This is a genomic window from Methylohalomonas lacus, from assembly GCF_024808875.1.
GTDB lineage: Bacteria > Pseudomonadota > Gammaproteobacteria > Methylohalomonadales > Methylohalomonadaceae > Methylohalomonas > Methylohalomonas lacus.
This window is the reverse complement of record NZ_JANUCT010000004.1, coordinates 26,391-41,091: the sequence shown is the minus strand read 5'-3', so window position 1 is coordinate 41,091 and position 14,701 is coordinate 26,391. Positions and strand designations below refer to the sequence as shown.

At 59.8% G+C, this 14,701-nt stretch carries 11 protein-coding genes and 2 riboswitches; of the genes, 6 read left to right on the top strand and 5 right to left on the bottom strand.

Annotation, left to right across the window (positions count from 1 at the left end; translation table 11 throughout):
* Positions 1 to 7 precede the first annotated feature (7 nt).
* Positions 8 to 1,876: a TonB-dependent vitamin B12 receptor gene (btuB, locus tag J2T55_RS03380; RefSeq protein WP_259054239.1), complete on the bottom strand. Its 1,869-nt coding sequence runs from the start codon at positions 1,874 to 1,876 to the stop codon at positions 8 to 10.
* A 75-nt stretch (positions 1,877 to 1,951) separates the two neighbouring features.
* Positions 1,952 to 2,189: riboswitch (cobalamin riboswitch) on the bottom strand.
* Positions 2,190 to 2,332: 143 nt separating this feature from the next.
* A riboswitch (cobalamin riboswitch) is annotated at positions 2,333 to 2,557 on the bottom strand.
* Between the two features lie 358 nt (positions 2,558 to 2,915).
* On the opposite strand from btuB, the gene metH reads away from it, so the two are divergent.
* Both metH and J2T55_RS03370 read left to right on the top strand, forming a co-directional pair.
* Positions 2,916 to 6,677: a methionine synthase gene (gene metH / locus J2T55_RS03375; protein ID WP_259054238.1), complete on the top strand. Its 3,762-nt coding sequence runs from the start codon at positions 2,916 to 2,918 to the stop codon at positions 6,675 to 6,677.
* 86 nt (positions 6,678 to 6,763) lie between these two features.
* Positions 6,764 to 7,006: a DUF6868 family protein gene (locus tag J2T55_RS03370; RefSeq protein WP_259054237.1), complete on the top strand. Its 243-nt coding sequence runs from the start codon at positions 6,764 to 6,766 to the stop codon at positions 7,004 to 7,006.
* Between the two features lie 15 nt (positions 7,007 to 7,021).
* On the opposite strand, the gene J2T55_RS03365 is transcribed toward J2T55_RS03370, so the two are convergent.
* From J2T55_RS03365 to J2T55_RS03355, 3 genes are all read right to left on the bottom strand, one after another.
* A complete protein-coding gene (locus J2T55_RS03365) occupies positions 7,022 to 7,894 on the bottom strand; it encodes a DMT family transporter (protein ID WP_259054425.1) in 873 nt (290 codons plus the stop codon).
* Positions 7,895 to 7,953: 59 nt separating this feature from the next.
* The gene (gene dacB / locus J2T55_RS03360; protein ID WP_259054236.1) at positions 7,954 to 9,417 is read right to left on the bottom strand and encodes a D-alanyl-D-alanine carboxypeptidase/D-alanyl-D-alanine endopeptidase; all 1,464 of its coding nucleotides are present in this window, start codon (positions 9,415 to 9,417) and stop codon (positions 7,954 to 7,956) included.
* A gap of 61 nt (positions 9,418 to 9,478) precedes the next feature.
* Positions 9,479 to 10,195: a 3-deoxy-D-manno-octulosonic acid kinase gene (locus tag J2T55_RS03355; RefSeq protein WP_259054235.1), complete on the bottom strand. Its 717-nt coding sequence runs from the start codon at positions 10,193 to 10,195 to the stop codon at positions 9,479 to 9,481.
* On the opposite strand from J2T55_RS03355, the gene J2T55_RS03350 reads away from it, so the two are divergent.
* Positions 10,194 to 11,273 (top strand): glycosyltransferase family 9 protein, encoded by a 1,080-nt coding sequence (locus J2T55_RS03350; protein ID WP_259054234.1) that lies wholly within the window; start codon positions 10,194 to 10,196, stop codon positions 11,271 to 11,273. The genes J2T55_RS03355 and J2T55_RS03350 overlap by 2 nt on opposite strands.
* Positions 11,266 to 11,661 carry a DUF6165 family protein gene (locus J2T55_RS03345; protein ID WP_259054233.1) on the top strand — a complete coding sequence of 132 codons (396 nt, stop codon included), beginning with the start codon at positions 11,266 to 11,268 and terminating at the stop codon, positions 11,659 to 11,661. The genes J2T55_RS03350 and J2T55_RS03345 overlap by 8 nt, the downstream gene beginning before the upstream one ends.
* Before the next feature lie 253 nt (positions 11,662 to 11,914).
* Here the strand turns inward: J2T55_RS03345 and J2T55_RS03340 are convergent, their stop codons facing one another.
* A complete protein-coding gene (locus J2T55_RS03340; protein WP_259054232.1) occupies positions 11,915 to 12,874 on the bottom strand; it encodes a glycosyltransferase in 960 nt (319 codons plus the stop codon).
* 169 nt (positions 12,875 to 13,043) lie between these two features.
* On the opposite strand from J2T55_RS03340, the gene J2T55_RS03335 reads away from it, so the two are divergent.
* Positions 13,044 to 13,685 carry a MarC family protein gene (locus tag J2T55_RS03335; RefSeq protein WP_259054231.1) on the top strand — a complete coding sequence of 214 codons (642 nt, stop codon included), beginning with the start codon at positions 13,044 to 13,046 and terminating at the stop codon, positions 13,683 to 13,685.
* 18 nt (positions 13,686 to 13,703) lie between these two features.
* Complete coding sequence (locus J2T55_RS03330) at positions 13,704 to 14,627, top strand: glutaminase (protein ID WP_259054230.1); 924 nt, start codon at positions 13,704 to 13,706, stop codon at positions 14,625 to 14,627.
* The last annotated feature ends 74 nt before the right edge of the window (positions 14,628 to 14,701 follow it).

The following is a 14,701-nucleotide window of genomic DNA, read 5'->3' as shown; positions in this document are numbered from 1 at the left end:
AATAGGATTATTGCGGCTGGTACCGCACGGTGAACAGGAATTCGCGATCCGCCTGCTCGAAGCCGGCCGCAGTCTCGTACTCTTTGTCCAATACATTACTCAAGCGCGCCTGGATCGTCCAATCGCGGCTGAGTTCATATTGACCGCGTAAATCCAGCAGGCCGTAGCCGCCGAGCCGTGTTTCATTTTCAATGCCGTCATAGCGACGACCGACAAGCTGCCAGCTGGCGCCGAGGCTGAAGTCCTGAAACTGGCGGTCCGCGTCAATGCGCAAAGACTGCTGATGGCGCCGTGGCAGTACGTTGCCGTGGTTGGCACCAGCACCGCGGTTTTCCGGATCCAGCCAGTCGGCCTGGGCATTGATAAGCCAGTGATTCAGCTGTACCCGGGCACTGGCCTCGAGACCGCGGATACGCGCCTCGCCGACGTTCTGCGGTGAAATACCGAACATTGCCGTCGCGTCCGGCGCGTTAACAATCAGATCATCAATATCGGTCTGGTAGGCACTCAATGACCAACTGACCGGTCCGTGCCAGCCATCCAGCCCGACCTCGAAGCTTTCCGATGTTTCCGGCACCAGATCCGGATTACCGAAGCCCGGGAAAAACAGATCGTTGAACGTCGGCGGCCGGAAGGCGGTACCGTAAGAAGCCCGCAGGGTCAGATTTTCAGTCAAATCGAAGCCGTAGCCCAGACTACCGGTCGTCTCGCTGCCGAAGTCCTCGTTGTCGTCATGACGCAAGCTGCCTTTAACATGATGCCGGCCCCAGTGGCCCAGGTACTGGGCAAAACCGGCGCTGTTATCACGGCTGCGGCCATCGAGACTGTTGCTCGTCTCAAGTTTGTCATCATAGTAATCCAGGCCAACGGTCAATAACTGGCGTCGCGCCAGAGTGAAATCATTCTGCAGGGTCACAGTATGACGCTCGGTATTGAACATCGTCTCCAGGCCACTACTGAAACTGTTATCACTCTCGTCGCGATTGCGCGCAACCTGGAGTGACACATCCCAGAAATCAACCGGTGTGACTTTCGCCCGGCCGCTGATGACCTGCTGGCTGTTGTCCGCTACGGTATCGCCGCTATCAAACTCGTTCTCCGAATTCGCCTGGAATATGGTGAAATCGAATTCGGCCCGGTCACCGAAACGATGACCGGCACGCAGGTTGATGGACTGGTTCCCATAACCGTCATCATCGAGGTCGGCCGGATTACTGCACTGGAAACGATCATTAAACCGGCCGCCGCAGGTATCGAAACCATTACTGTTGGTTTGCGAGACATTGGCGCTGAACCAGCTGTCACCATCACCACCGGACAATCCGCCGGTGACGCGCGTCAGGTCATTGCTGCCAAAGCTGGCGCTGAACGACGGCCGCAGGCCGCGGCTATCCTTGCCATCGCGGGTGAAGATCTGCACCACGCCGCCGACGGCATCGGCGCCGTAGAGACTCGAACCCGGCCCCTTGACGATCTCGATACGCTCGATCTGTTCAATCGGAATATCCTGGATGGCCGCCTTGCCGGTGGTTGCCGAACTGAAGCGTACGCCATCGATCAGGAACAGGGTCTGGTCGGAATCGCTACCACGGAGGAACAGGGACGTCTCCTTGCCCAGCCCGCCGTTGTTCGCCATGGCTATACCGGCGCGGCCCTGTAACAGGTCGGCCACGGAATTTGCCTGCAGGCGCTCGATCTCCTGCCGATCAATCACGGTCGTTGCACTCAGTGCCTCGCTCTGGTGCTGGGCCGTACGGCTTGCGGTGACCATAACCGGATCCGTCCGGTAACTCCCCGAACCGCTGTCCTGCGCCTGAACCAGCGAAGCCGTCCACAACAACGGCAGAACCATCAAAAACTTGTTATTGAAATACATGTATCCCCCGTGCACACCCGCACGTTTTGTCGTTTGCTGGATGCCGCGCGTTACTGTCGGCGACAGCGAACGGCACCGCGACGACGTTTCAGGGCCGGTCTCCGGGCTTGCGGTCTTGCCTTGCAGACAAGGCAGCGAGGATTCGCCTTCCCGTCGACATCCACATCGACAGTGGCGCATGAATCATCGCATGGCCGCTTACCGTTGCGGGGGCAGCGTCAGCCTTGCTCGTATCACGAGTCACGAGCGCACTGACTTCCCGTTTAACTCTTTCGTCAACTGACGAAAAAGCACCCTAAAACGCTTGAATTATTGTTATCGTCCGTACAGGTAACAGCCCTGTAAAAACGACAAAAGCCACATTGGCGGAAGTGTCATGCAAAAACGAGGCGGGAACACACGTGCAGTTACACATGCTGGCAGGATAGCCTGAACCGCCACCGCCCTCCGCGATGCGCTTGTTGCTTGCGACAGGCCGGTCTCCGGGCTCATGGTCTGGTACCATTTTCAGGTACCGGCAGCGAATCGCCTTCCCGTCGACAATGTCGACAGTGGCAAACAATTCACCGCAACCATCTACCGTTGCGGGGGCAGCGCCGGACTGGCATCGAATGCGTACCGGCTTCCCGTTTCATTTCAGCTGCTGGAAACAGCCAAAACACCTGTAGCTTTTTCAAGATTACGGATTTAACTGTCTGGCTGTCAAATTAACAAAATTCATGGCCAGCATTAAAACGATTCAAATAACCTGTGTTTTTAGCCGAATCCGCCATTTTTTCCGGGACTATCGGCCATTTTTGAAAAGAAACCTTAATCTCGCCAAACTGGCGGCGGGGAACCTCATTTTGGCTTTCAAATCAGTGTTATCAATTAGTTAGCAACCCGGAACTGTAAATTTACCGACGTTCACGTTATACTGGGCGCCAACGAAATTCGAGCACAAGCTTCGATTGCTTCGCAAAACCCTGCAATACAACAGAAGCTTGTCAATCCACGACAATTCAAGCGCGCGCAAGCGCAGGCTGCATAAAACAACGTTATGAGTGAAAAACGCGACTATCAAGCAATCCGGGAACAACTCAATTCACTGCTCGGTGAGCGCATCCTGTTACTGGATGGCGCCATGGGCACAATGATTCAGGCCTACGACCTGGAAGAGAAGGATTTCCGGGCCGATCGCTTTGCCGATCACGAAAGCGATCTCAAGGGCAACAACGACATCCTGTCGCTGACGCGCCCGGATGTCATCAAGGAGATCTACACCTCCTACCTGGAGGCCGGCTCCGACATCATCGAGACCAACACCTTCAGCTCCACCAGCATCGCCCAGGCCGACTACAACCTGGAAGAGGCGGTTTATGACCTGAACAAGGTCTCAGCCGAGCTGGCCCGCGAGGCGGCCGACGAGATGACCGAGAAGGACCCCGACAAGCCGCGTTTTGTCGCCGGCACACTCGGCCCGACAAACCGCACCGGTTCGATCTCGCCGGATGTCAACAACCCCGGCTACCGCAACACCAGCTTTGACGAGCTCAGAAAAGCCTACTACGAGGCCGTCGAAGGTCTGGTTGATGGCGGCGTCGACCTGCTGCTGGTGGAAACGATTTTCGACACGCTGAACGCCAAGGCCTGCCTGTTCGCGATCGACGAGTATCTTGAAGAGCACGGCATCGACGTGCCGATCATGATCTCCGGCACGATTACCGACGCCAGCGGCCGTACCCTGACCGGCCAGACGCCAACCGCGTTCTGGTATTCGCTGCGCCACGCCAAGCCGTTCAGCATCGGTCTGAACTGTGCGCTCGGCGCCGAGGACATGCAGCCGCATCTTGAGGAAATCGGCGCGGTTGCTGATACCTTTGTCAGCGCGCATCCGAACGCCGGCCTGCCGAACGAGTTCGGCGACTACGATCAGACGCCGGAACAGATGGCCGAGCTGCTGACCAAGTTTGCCGACGAGGGTCTCATCAACATCATCGGCGGCTGCTGCGGCACCACGCCGGATCACATCCGCGCCATCAGCAAGGCGATGGAAGGCAAGAAGCCGCGCGAGATACCGCAGCTCGAATCCTACTGCCGCCTGAGCGGCCTCGAGCCGCTGACCATCACGCCGGATCTCGGCTTCGTCAATATCGGCGAGCGCACCAACGTCACCGGTTCGCCGAAGTTCCGCAAGCTGATCGAGTCCGAGGATCTGGAAACGGCCCTCGACGTCGGCCGCCAGCAGGTCGACAACGGCGCGCAGATGGTCGACATCAACATGGACGAGGGCATGCTCGACTCCGAGCAGGTCATGCAGGACTATCTGCATCTGGTGGTCGCCGAACCGGACATCTCCAAGGTACCGATCATGATCGACTCCTCGAAGTTCGAGGTGATTGAGGCCGGTCTGAAGTGCGTCCAGGGCAAGTGCGCGGTGAACTCCATTTCGCTGAAGGAAGGCGAGGAAAAGTTCATCCAGCAGGCCAAGCTCATCAAGCGCTACGGCGCCGCGATCGTGGTCATGGCCTTCGACGAAACCGGCCAGGCCGACACCGAGGATCGCAAGTTCGAAATCTGCGAACGTTCCTACAAGATCCTGACCGAACAGGTCGGCGTCGCGCCCGAAGACATCATCTTCGACCCGAACATCCTCACGGTCGGTACCGGCATCGAGGAACACGCCAACTACGCCGTCGACTTCATCAACGCGACCAAGCGTATCAAGGCGGACCTGCCGCACGCGCTGGTCAGCGGTGGTGTCAGTAACATTTCGTTCTCGTTCCGGGGTAACAACCCGGTGCGTGAAGCAATGCATGCGGCCTTCCTCTATCACGCCATCAAGGCGGGGCTGGACATGGGCATCGTCAACGCCGGCCAGCTCGAGGTCTACGATCAGGTCGACAAGGAGCTGCTGGAAAAGGTCGAGGACGTGCTGCTCAACCGCAAGGAAGGCGCCACCGACACGCTGATCGAGTTTGCCGAGTCTTTCAAGGGCGAAGGCAAGGACAACAAGAAGGATGAAAAATGGCGTGACCAGCCGGTCGAAAAGCGTATCGAGCACGCGCTGGTCAAGGGCATCGGCGACTACATCATCGATGACACCGAGGAATGCCGGCAGAAGGCCGACAAGCCGCTGGACGTCATTGAAGGCCCGCTGATGGACGGCATGAATGTCGTCGGCGATTTGTTCGGCGACGGCAAGATGTTCCTGCCGCAGGTCGTCAAGTCCGCCCGTGTCATGAAAAAGGCGGTCGGCCACCTGTTCCCGTACATCGAGGAAGAGAAAAAGCGCACCGGCAGCACCGAAACCGCCGGCAAGATGGTTCTGGCCACGGTCAAGGGCGACGTCCACGACATCGGCAAGAACATCGTCAGCGTCGTGCTGCAGTGTAACGGCTTTGAAGTCGTCGACATGGGCGTCATGCAGCCGTGCGAGGACATCCTGAAAAAGGCGAAGGAAGAAAACGCCGACATGATCGGCCTGTCCGGCCTGATTACGCCGTCACTGGACGAGATGGTCCACGTTGCCAAGGAAATGAAGAAAGGCGGCTTCGAGATCCCCTTGCTGATCGGCGGTGCAACCACGTCGCGCGCGCATACCTCGGTGAAGATCGACCAGGCCTATGATCATCCGGTCATTCACGTGAAGGACGCTTCGCGTGCGGTCGGCGTCTGCTCGAAACTGATGAGCAAGACCAAGCGGGAAGAGTACGTCAAGGAAATCGAGGAAGAACACGAGAAGATGCGTGAGCGTCACGCCGGAAAGCAGAAGAAGATCGACTGGCTGACCATCGAGGACGCGCGGGCGAACAAGTTCGACGGCGACTGGGACAACTACACGCCGCCGAAGCCGAAGGAACTCGGTGTCATGAACTTCGACGAGTACGACATGGACGAACTGGTCGAACGCATTGACTGGACGCCGTTCTTCATGACCTGGGAGCTGGCCGGCAAGTACCCGAAGATCCTCGAGGACGAGGTCGTCGGCGAAGAAGCGACCAAGCTGTTCAACGACGCCAAGGCCATGCTCAAGAAGATCGTCGATGAGGGTTGGCTGCAGGCGCGGGGCGTCATCGGCCTGTTCCCGGCCAATCAGATCAACGGCGACGACATCGAAGTCTACACCGACGACGATCGCAAGGAAGTGATGACTACCCTGCACTCGCTGCGCCAGCAGACCAAGCGCCCGGACGGTCAGCCTAACTACGCCCTGGCCGACTTTATCGCGCCCAAGGACAGCGGCAAGAAGGACTACATCGGTGCCTTTGCGGTAACCACCGGCCATAACATCGAGGAAAAGATCGCCGAGTTCGAGAAGGACCATGACGATTACAACTCGATCATGCTCAAGGCCCTGGCCGACCGCCTGGCGGAAGCCTTCGCCGAGCGCATGCATGAGCGCGTGCGCAAGGAATTCTGGGGCTTTGCCAAAAACGAAGAGCTCGACAACGATGCCCTCATCAACGAGGAGTATCGCGGCATCCGCCCGGCACCCGGCTACCCGGCCTGCCCGGACCATACCGAGAAGCCGCTGCTCTGGGACATGCTGAATGTCGAGGAAAACGCGGGCATCACGCTGACCGACAGCTATGCCATGATGCCGGCAGCAGCGGTCAGCGGCTGGTACTTCTCGCATCCGAAGTCGCGTTACTTCGGCCTCGGCAAGATCAACCGCGACCAGGTTGAAGAGTATGCCAAGCGCAAGGACATGGACATTGAAACCATCGAGCGCTGGTTATCGCAGAGCCTGGGTTACGATCCGGAGGCGATCGAAGCGGAAGGCGACGAGGACACGAAAAAGGCTGCCGCCAACGCCTGACAGGCGATCAAATAGCCTATACTTAACCACTGAAGCCCGGCTTATGCCGGGCTTTTTTTATACCTAAAGCCAAGGAGGCAAGACTCATGACTGAAACCACCCTGACCGCCCTGCTGGGCTGGTCCGCACTGATCAACTACGCCGTACTGCTGCTCTGGTTCGCGCTGTTCAGCTTCAATCGTGACTTCATCTACGCGCTGCATACGCGCTGGTTCAACCTGGAACAGGCCGGCTTCGACACGATCCATTACGCCGCCATGGCCGGCTACAAGCTGCTCGTGCTGGTCTTCAACCTGGTGCCCTGGCTGGTGCTGACGCTGCTCGTCTGAGCGGCCCGTGATGCACTAGTCCGGAATGACAGCGGCGCGCTGGTTGCGGGTACCGAAATAGGCGCCGGCACTGACCAGCAGCAAACCGATCGCCAGCGGCAGCGACACGCTCTCGCCCAGCAGCGGCACCGCGGCAAACCCGGCAATAGCCGGCACCAGCGCCATGAACGCGCCCATACCACTCGGGCCAATCAACGTCACCGCACGCATGTACAGCAGCATGGCGATGATGATCGCCAGCACACCCTGGTAGGCCGACTGCAGCAGCAACACGTGCCACGGCGCCGCGCTGATCGCCTTGGGCAGAAACAGCAGGTAAACCGGCAAATATAAAACTGCGGCCACGATCGCACCCCCGACCGTGGCTTCCCACGGGGTTATCGGCTGGCAGCGTATCAATATCGTGTAATAGCCCCAGCACAGGGCAGCGGCGAGAAACAGCACATCACCCAGCCAGGCGATCTGATCATGGCGAAACGTGTCCCAGCCCAGACAGGCCGTGCCGATGGCAATAAACAGCAGGCCGGTCTGGCGCGCCCGGTTCAGGCGCTCACCTAGCAGCCACCAGGCAAAAAAGGCAATGGTAAACGGCATCACCCCGGGCAGCAGAATGGCCGCATGGGTCGCCGGTGCATACTTGAAGGCGCCATAGACCAGCAGCGCGTAAGCGACACCGCCGAAAACGGCAAACAGTAACACCGGCCGGCTGAACAGCTGCCGGGGACGCCGTTGCCGCCACCAGATCGGCAACAGGATCAGCAGCGCGGTACCGAAGCGCAGCGCCGCAGTATCGAACGGCGTCAGCACGCTGGTGCCACCGGCACGCGAGACAATGATAAAACCGGACCAGATCGCCGTCGCCAGCAACGCGTAGCAACAGCCACGCAGATAGGGATCCGCCGGTAAAAGCCGTGATGGAAAATTGATAACGCGTACCGCCCGGGATGCTAGAGCTTTTCCAGATCCTTGCGCATCGCCTCGAAGGCCTTGACCCGGGGGATCCAGCGATTGGCCCGGGTGCCGTTAACCATCATTGCAAACGCGCCCCAGTCACCGTTCTTGAAACGCAGGTAGCCGGCCAGCGTGTGCACGGAAACCGGCTCACTGAGACCGCCGGTCTTGACCGACAGGCGATCCCATATTTCGTTGCTGCCGGACAGCCCGCGCGAGGGACTCTGCGCCGGTACCCGCAGCGCGCCGAGCAGGTAGGGAAAATCGCGTGTTCGCTGATAGACGCCATCCAGCAACGCCACCAGGTCGACCGGCGCCAACCGGTTGTCCGGATTGAGGCCACTGCCATCATGCAGTATCGCATCACTGCTGTTGGCAAAGGCGGAGGCGCGGGTACGCTCCCGGGCATAGCTCTGCAGCTCACCGCCGGCGATGGTCAGGTTTACCGGCGCCAGCGGATTCCGCTCGGCGCGAATATTCAGGGTGAGGACGTCGGCGATCAGGTTATTACTGTAGTACAGCATGTCGCCGAGGATCTGGTTAAGCGGCTCGCCCTGGTAACTGCTCAGGCGGTCGCCGGTTTCCGGCAGAAGGCTGACTTCCACCTTGCCGCCGACCTTGACCCCGGCGGCCTGCAGAAACTCGCGGAACAGGTTGCCGGTATAGCGCGCCGGCTGGCCCACCGAGCGATAGACCCGGTGTGTGCCGGCTTTCACCCCGATCGTGCCGCTGACCTTGAGCCAGTCACTGCCGTTTTCAGTAAAACGCGAGACACTGAACTGGGCGCCATAACCCTTGACCGTATTGATAGAACCACGCACATCCATGGTGGGCAACGGATACGGATCGATGCTGATGTGTGCCGGCGCCCCGATACTTTCGCCCGGTGACACGACCACGGCAATGTTGCCGTGATTGACCGCGGTCGATGACAACAGCGAGTCGTAGGAATGCCAGCTCTTCTTTTCCGCCTTGCAGCGGTCATGGGTCACACAGGTGACGCGGCCGAAGCGCGATTCATCGACGATCAGGTCACCACTGACTTCCTGGATTCCGCTTTGTGCCACATCCAGCGCCAGCCGCCACAATCCCGAGTTGGTAAACGACGGGTCGCCGCCGCCGCGCAACACCAGGTTGCCATCGATCGTCGGGCCACGCCGTTGCCCCTGGACCAGCACGTCGGTCTCGAAGCGGTAATCGGCGCCCCAGACTTCCAGCGCCTTGGCCGCGGTATAGAGTTTGGTGACCGAGGCCGGACTCAGCAATTGGTCGGCATTGTACTCGGCAACGCGTTCACCGGACGACAGGTTCACCACCAGGCCGGCCACATCGTAGCCCTCGGCCGCCAGGGCGCGCATGGCATTGAGGCCGGTGGCGGCCTGCGCCGGCAGTGTGAAAAACACCGCCATGAACAGCAGAACAAAACCGAAGCGATATACCTTGGTCGCAGGACGCAACAAACCAGTGATCTCCTGAGTACGTGATTGTTAATGAAACAGGCCGGATCGCCGGCCTGTCAACTCATGCCCGGTAACCCGCGAGCAGACGGGACCAGTCGTTGCTGTCGAACTGGAAGCCCGGCCGCGCGGCGACCAGCTTGTCCAGCGAACGCCGCAGGCGCTGCAGATTGCGCTGCTGCCAGCCCGACTTGCGCGGATCGCGCAACCGGCCGCGATCGAAATCGATCAGGTAAACCCGACCGGCGGCGTTCAGCAGAATGTTATGCGCATTCAGGTCGGCATGATAGACACCGCAATCATGAAACTGCCGCAAGGTGCGCCCTATCCCGGCCCAGTCGTTTGCCGCCAGCGCGGTCTGTGTCAGGCACTGTGTCAACGTGCGGCTGGATTCAATCTGCCGGGTAACAATATCCGCGCGGTAGAACACACCATGGCGGCGCACCCGCACCGCCACCGGTTGTGGTACCGCCAGGCCGAGCTGCTGCAGCCTGGCCAGCAGTGTGAACTCGCGCCAGGCGCGGCTGGCCGCCAGTCCGCTGTAGAGATAACGGTCCCCGAGCAACTTCGCCACCAGGCCACCACGCCGGTAGTGTCGCAGCACCAGGTTCAAGCCGCTGAATTGAAAAAAGAAACTGTTGCCACGTCCGGTTGCCTGGCCGGTCAGCAACGCCGCCGTCTGGAGGGCATCGGGATCAAAAATCGGGGCGTCGGCTATGTCTAACAGGTCCGCGTCATATAAAATGCAGTCCCTGTCGATCTCAAGCTCTGTCGGATTCATGTCATCAGACTCTGCGGGCCAGCCCGCGCCGCCCAATTCCATCTGTCTACTGCGTTTGTCTGCTTTGGGTGACATCACCCATGTGCTGCCGATCGTGCATACTCTACGGCATCACTGGCCGGAAACAAAGATCACCTGGGTCATCGGCAAACTGGAACACAAACTGGTTGCCAACCTGCCTGATGTCGAGTTCATCGTCTTTGATAAAAAGAACGGCTGGCGTGAATACCTGAAACTCTACCGCACGCTGAAAAACCGCCGTTTCGATCGGCTGCTGGTGATGCAGGTCGCCCTGCGCGCCAACCTCGCCAGTCTGTGCGTGCCGGCGCGGGTCAAGACCGGTTATGACCGGGCACGATCCAAGGATCTGCACGGCCTGTTCGTCGACGAACGCATCGCCGCCAGTGAGCGCGAGCATGTTGTCGACAGCTTTTTCGGCTTCCTGCGCCAGGCGGGCCTGCACGCTGCCGAAAAAAGCTGGCAGCTGCCGATTACGGCCGCCGCACGCGAATTCGCCGAGCGCCACGTGCCGGAACCGGCGCCGCTGCTGCTCATCAGTCCCTGCTCCAGTCATGCGCGGCGCAATTGGGACGCACCGTCATATGCCGCCGTCGCCGATTACGCGATCACGCGCTACGGTTTCCAGGTGGCGCTCTGCGGCGGTCCTTCCGAAACGGAAAAGGCCATGGCCACTGATATTATGCAACGCGCCGGGCAACCGCTCATCAACCTCGTCGGCCAGGACACCCTGCAGGAATTTCTTGGCCTGCTCGCACGCGCAACGCTGTTGCTGAGTCCCGATTCCGGCCCCGCGCACATCGCCGCCTGCACCGGCACGCCGGTTCTCGGCCTGTACGCCGCCAGCAACCCGCGCCGCTCCGGTCCCTACAACAGCCTGCGCTGGTGTGTGGATAAATACGACGACGCGGCCTTAAAATACCTCGGCCAACCGGACCGCGACATCAAATGGGGCACGAAAATCGAATACCCGGGCGTGATGGATCTCATCACGGTGGCCGATGTCACCGGCAAACTCGACGAATTCATGCAGCATGGAGAAAACACGACTAATGGCTGAAATCATGGTGCCCATCTCACCGGGCGAACTGGTCGACAAGATCACGATCCTGCAGATCAAGTCCGAACGCATCACCGACGCCGACAAGCTGCGCAACGTTGCGCATGAACTCGGTCTGCTGCGCGAAACCTGGCAGGCGTCCGCCTTCGCCGGCGCCGATATCGAGGCGCAGACGCAAAGCCTGAAGTCGATCAACGAAGCCCTCTGGGACATTGAGGACAATATCCGCCTCAAAGAAGCCGCCGCTGCCTTCGACGCCGAATTCATCGAACTGGCGCGCTCGGTCTATTTCACCAATGACAAGCGCGCCCGGGTCAAGCGCGAGATCAACGAACTGCTCGGCTCGAAACTGATCGAGGAAAAGTCCTACCAGGACTACAGCCACTGAACGGCGCCCGCCTGACCTCTCTTCAGCCCGCATGACCAGGATGTGTTCATGGCAGATCCGATAGTCCTGGCCTATCCAAATGAAAGAAATCTTCAATTAGACTTGAGCCAGAGACAGGCGGACACTGCACGCATGAACTGATTCGCCGGCTGGCGATGTAGTTCGATTTAATCCCCTGGTACTCACAAAGAGCACCCTGCTGTACCGACGGCCACGCATCCCCGGATGCTGGCCGTCTTTTTTTGTCGCCACTTCAGTTCAGCTCGGCAAAGATCGCCTGCACCCGCTCATGAAAAGCCTGGTCGATCGCCTCGTAGCGCGCCCGTGCCGCCGATCCCAATGCGGCCTTGTCCGCATCCGATATGGCAATCAGGTTTTCGATCGCCGCTTCCAGCGCCGAACGATCGACAAAATACTGGTGGCCGAGATGTCGCGGCTGCGAACGCGCCCAGCCGACCCGCACGCCGGCGTCGGCGGTCACCAGTTCGTTCATCGGCGGTGCATCGGTGGTTAGCACCAGCGCGCCCGTCGACATAGCTTCAAGGATATGATGGCCCCAGCCTTCCGAACGCGACGGACACAGGTGGATGCCGTAACCGTTCTGCAGGTAACGCAGTGCCTGGCCACTGAGATAACCGCCCTCCAGGCGCACGTTCGCTGGCAGCACCTTCGGCGCGCGATCGGCCTTCTGCAACAGCAGCAGTTCGGGCCACTCGGGATGCGCGCCCCAGAGATCGATCAGATCCTCGGTACCCTTGAGCGTGTTGGCACCGGCCATGTGAAAGAAGCGCTGCCAGTCCTTTTCGACGCTGACGTCACGGCAGTCCTCGGAGGTAAATCCCAGGTAGGACACCGCGCGTGCACCGGCCTGCTGAAAAATTTCTTCGGCATGCCGGGTCTTCGCCAGCACGCGATCGATGCCGGCAAGCCGTCCCAGGTGCCGGCGCGGAAACCGCTCCTGGTTGGGAATGAGCCAGTGCTGATCGCCGGCATGCAGCCAGCGCGGATGAATGCGTTCGATATGTACCACGACACGGGCACGCCGGCGACGCAGCAGCGCCTCAATCAAACCGCGTTGCCGCGTCGTCGCACGGCCGGTCATCAGACCGGTCTGTGCCAGGGCGTATTCGAGCAGCTGCGTGTCCTTGGTGAGACCGTAATTATTGGCCTTGCCGACGATCAGGACGTCGGGCTGGGCGGGTTTCGACTTCAATGCGGGATGGGCCTTTCAATCATGCGTACGGCCTATAGTGACCCAAGGCATTACGGCAGCGCAATACCGGGGGCGTATAAGGCTTTGGTATTATCGCCGGTCACGGGCTGGTAAGGTATTTGCAGTAGATTTAAACGTTTGCGGCCTTAACGGCACAGAGAGGTACATCATGCAGATCGGTCCGTTCTTTGAATACTGGCTGGTGACGATGGCGGCGCTGTTTGTCATCGTCAATCCGCTGACCACGGCGTTCGCGTTCCTGTCGATGCTGCCGCAGGCCAGCGAAGCCACGCGAGCCACCGTCGCCCTGCGCTCGGTCACGGTGTCTACCGGCATCTTGTTCATCTTCGCCCTGCTCGGCGGCCTGATCTTCCAGTTGTTCGGTATTACCCTGGAGGCATTCCGCATCGCCGGCGGCATCATCCTGTTCGGCATTGCCATGGGCATGATTCACAAGGGACACGGCGAAAGCGAAACGGCCAGTACCGAGGATCATATCGACGGCCGGATCACCAATGACATCTCGATCATTCCGCTGGCCATTCCATTCATCAGTGGTCCCGGTGCAATCGCCACGGTCATGATCCTGACCAGCGAAGCGCCCACCATCTGGCACATCAGCCTGGTATTTCTCGCCATCGTCGTATCCACGGCAGCCTGCTATTTCGCCATGATCTATTCGAAATACCTGGTGCGCTACCTTGGCGAAACCGGCAAGGAGATCGTCACGCGTCTGTTCGGCATCATCCTCAGCGTCATTGCCGTGCAGTTCGTGATCAACGGCGTACTGGGTGTCTACCACGGCCTGTAATCGCGACAGCCTGCAATCATGAAGACGAATATCGATTACCAGTCCCTGCTCGAGGAAATTCATGCCGAAGTCCGGCCATTGATCGGCCAGGGCAAGGTTGCCGACTACATCCCGCCGCTGGCCGGTCGTTCGCCGCAGCATTTCGGCATGAGCCTGCGCACGATCGATGGCAACAGTTACAGCGTCGGTGAGGCGCACGAACGCTTTTCCATCCAGAGCATCGCCAAGGTGTTCAACCTTACCCGCGCCATGCAGCTGGAAGGTGACGACGTCTGGAAACGCGTCGGCCGCGAACCGTCCGGCGCGGCATTCAACTCGCTTGGTCAGCTGGAAAACGAACACGGCATTCCGCGCAACCCGATGATCAACGCCGGCGCGCTGGTGGTCATGGATATCATCCTCAATCACACCGACACCGGCGAGGACCTGATCCTCGACATCGTGCGCGATCTCGCCATGGAACCGAGCATCGACTACGACCTGGTCGTCGCCGAGGCCGAACACGAAACCGGCCACCGCAACCGTGCCTCGGCCTGGCTATTGAAAACCTACGACAACCTCGACAACCCGGTCGAACGCGTGCTGCAGGCCTACTTCCGCCTGTGTTCCCTGTCGATGAGCTGTGCGGAACTGGCCACGGCATTCCACTACCTCGCCGCGGCCGGCACCTCCGCCAGCGGCGCGGTCGTCGCCAGCGAACGCCAGGTGAAGCGAATCAACTCGGTCATGCTCACCTGCGGCGTCTACGACGAGGCCGGCGACTACGCCTACCGCGTCGGCCTGCCGGCGAAAAGCGGTGTCGGCGGCGGCATCGTCGCCGTCATGCCGGGCGAATACATCGTCACCGTCTGGTCGCCGGGGCTCAGTGAAAAAGGCAACTCGCTGGTCGGCACGAAGGCGCTGGAACTGCTGACGACAAAGACGCAAAGCTCGATATTCTAGAAACGTTCGGATCCCGGACCATGCTGCATCAAGCCCGGCCCGGCACTAAGGGATGATGATGAGCGTTCGCATGG

Coding starts and splice junctions, on each gene's coding strand:
- btuB (WP_259054239.1), bottom strand. CDS start 1,876: ATGTATTTCAATAACAAGTTTTTGATGGTTCTGCCGTTGTTGTGGACG.
- J2T55_RS03345 (WP_259054233.1), top strand. CDS start 11,266: ATGGCTGAAATCATGGTGCCCATCTCACCGGGCGAACTGGTCGACAAG.
- metH (WP_259054238.1), top strand. CDS start 2,916: ATGAGTGAAAAACGCGACTATCAAGCAATCCGGGAACAACTCAATTCA.
- J2T55_RS03370 (WP_259054237.1), top strand. CDS start 6,764: ATGACTGAAACCACCCTGACCGCCCTGCTGGGCTGGTCCGCACTGATC.
- J2T55_RS03350 (WP_259054234.1), top strand. CDS start 10,194: ATGTCATCAGACTCTGCGGGCCAGCCCGCGCCGCCCAATTCCATCTGT.
- J2T55_RS03330 (WP_259054230.1), top strand. CDS start 13,704: ATGAAGACGAATATCGATTACCAGTCCCTGCTCGAGGAAATTCATGCC.
- J2T55_RS03355 (WP_259054235.1), bottom strand. CDS start 10,195: ATGAATCCGACAGAGCTTGAGATCGACAGGGACTGCATTTTATATGAC.
- J2T55_RS03335 (WP_259054231.1), top strand. CDS start 13,044: ATGCAGATCGGTCCGTTCTTTGAATACTGGCTGGTGACGATGGCGGCG.